This window comes from Streptomyces hainanensis, assembly GCF_004348415.1.
In the GTDB taxonomy this organism is placed as follows: domain Bacteria; phylum Actinomycetota; class Actinomycetes; order Streptomycetales; family Streptomycetaceae; genus Streptomyces; species Streptomyces hainanensis.
In genome coordinates this window covers 1-2,083 of record NZ_SMKI01000755.1, presented here as the reverse complement: position 1 = coordinate 2,083, position 2,083 = coordinate 1, and the positions used below count along the sequence as shown (strand labels likewise).

2 protein-coding genes are annotated in these 2,083 nt (G+C 75.3%); both read left to right on the top strand.

The genetic code is table 11. From position 1 onward, the window contains the following. Positions 1 to 37: 37 nt before the first annotated feature. Entirely contained in the window at positions 38 to 1,360 is a 1,323-nt protein-coding gene (locus tag E1283_RS35600; protein WP_132822295.1) for a sensor histidine kinase, read from the top strand. Beyond that, on the top strand, positions 1,357 to 2,052 hold the full coding sequence (locus tag E1283_RS35595) for a response regulator (RefSeq protein ID WP_132822294.1): 696 nt from the start codon (positions 1,357 to 1,359) through the stop codon (positions 2,050 to 2,052). Before E1283_RS35600 ends, E1283_RS35595 begins: the two co-directional genes overlap by 4 nt. Positions 2,053 to 2,083 lie beyond the last annotated feature (31 nt).

Sequence of the window (2,083 nt, the reverse complement as noted above, 5' to 3'; positions counted from 1 at the left end):
CCACCCCCCCACCCAGAGGGACGCCGTACGCTGGCGGATCGTGGCCCCCGGTTCCGAATCGCCCGCCGGCCGGCTGCTGGGTCAGGCCCGGCGGCAGGCCGCGCTGCTGTCCCAGGCGCTCGCCGCGCCCGAGCCCGGCGAGGCACTGCTCGCGCGCGCGCCGAAGGCGTGGATGCGGCTGCTGCCGCACGTCCTCGCCGTCGCGCTGGCCGCCGCGCTGCTGCCCACCACCGTGGTCGTCCTGCTGGACACCCACGGCGTGCCCGGCGGCCTCGCCGCCCTGTTCGGTGTCGCCCAGACCGCTCCCCTCCTGCTGGCCGGAGCCCGGCCGCTGAGCGCCTGGTACGTCGTGTTCGGCGCCGACGTGCTGACGGCCCTCGTCCTCCTCCTGTGGGCCGACGACCTGGGCGGCCAGCCGTGGCCCTGGCAACCGACCACGATCGTCGGCTACCTCCTCCTCTGCCTGGCGCTCTCCCTCCGCCTGCCCCGCCGGACCCTGGCCGCGGTGTGGCTGCTGACCGCCGTCGCCGCCGTGCTGCTCGGCGTGCTGCGCCCGAGTCACTCGGTGGGCTCCAACGTGGTGCTCGTCGTCCTGTCGGGATCGGTGCTGCTGCTCGGCGGCGCGGTGCGTGAACGCTCGGAGGCACAGCGCCGGTTGGTCGAGCAGGAGACCATCAGCGAGGCCGAACGGGCCCGCCGCACCCTGCTGGAGGAGCGCGCGCGGATCGCCCGCGAGCTGCACGACGTCGTCGCCCACCACATGTCGGTGATCACCGTGCAGGCCGACAGCGCCCCGTACCGCATCGAAGGTGTGCCGGAGCCGGTCCGCGCCGAGTTCGCCGCCATCGCCGACACCGCGCGCCAGTCGCTGGCCGAGATGCGGCGGCTGCTCGGCGTGCTGCGCGCCGAGAACGCCGGGGGCGATCCGGAGCTGGTGCCGCAGCCGGGCCTGGACGAGCTGGGCGCGCTGGTGGAGTCGACGGTGAGGGCCGGGGTGGCGGCCCGGCTCACGGTCACCGGCGAGCCGGCCGACCTGCCGCAGGCGATCACCCTCAACGCCTACCGCATCGTGCAGGAGGCGCTGGCCAACGTCGTGCGGCACGCGCCGGGAGCCGCGGCGACGGTGCGCGTGACCGTGCCGGGCGACCGTTCGGCGCTGCGCGTGGAGGTGGTCAACGGCCCGGCCGCCACCGCCGCGCCGCCCCTGGAGACCCAGGGCACCGGTCACGGTCTGGTCGGTATGCGGGAGCGCACGCGCCTGGTCGGCGGCACACTCGAGACCGGCCCGACGCCGGAGGGCGGCTTCCGGGTGGCGGCCGTCCTGCCACTGCACGAACCAACCTCGGGGGGCACCGCATGAGGAGCGCAGGGAGCGCCATCACCGTGGCGATCGTCGACGACCAGGCGATGGTACGGGCCGGGTTCGCGGCGCTGCTCGCCGCGCAGAGCGACATCGACGTGGTCGGCGAGGCCGTCAACGGCGCCGAGGGCGTGGAGCTCAGCCGCCGGCAGCACCCGGACGTGGTGCTGATGGACGTGCGGATGCCCGTCATGGACGGCCTGGAGGCGGCCCGGCGGCTCCTCGACCCGCCGCCGGGCGTGCTGCACCGGCCACGGGTGCTGATGCTCACCACCTTCGACGTGGACGACTACGTGTACGAGGCGCTGCGCGCCGGAGCCAGCGGCTTCCTGCTGAAGGACGCCCCGCCGGCCGATCTGATCGCGGCGGTACGGGTGGTGGCGGCCGGTGACGCGCTGCTGGCGCCCTCGGTGACGCGCCGGCTGATCGCCGACTTCGCCGCCCGGCCGGCCACCCGGCGCCGCAGGGACCCGGCGCTGCGGCTGAAGGGGCTGACGGCGCGCGAGTCGGAGGTCCTGGTGCTGGTGGCGAGGGGCCAGTCCAACCAGGAGATCGCGGCCACCCTGATCGTGGCCGAGCAGACGGTGAAGACCCACGTCAGCCGCATCCTGGGCAAGTTGGGGCTGCGCGACCGCGCCCAAGCGGTGATCTTCGCCTACGAGTCGGGCCTGGTCGCCCCCGGCGAGCAGTAGGCGCCGCAGGCCGCCGTCACCCGTTTCACCC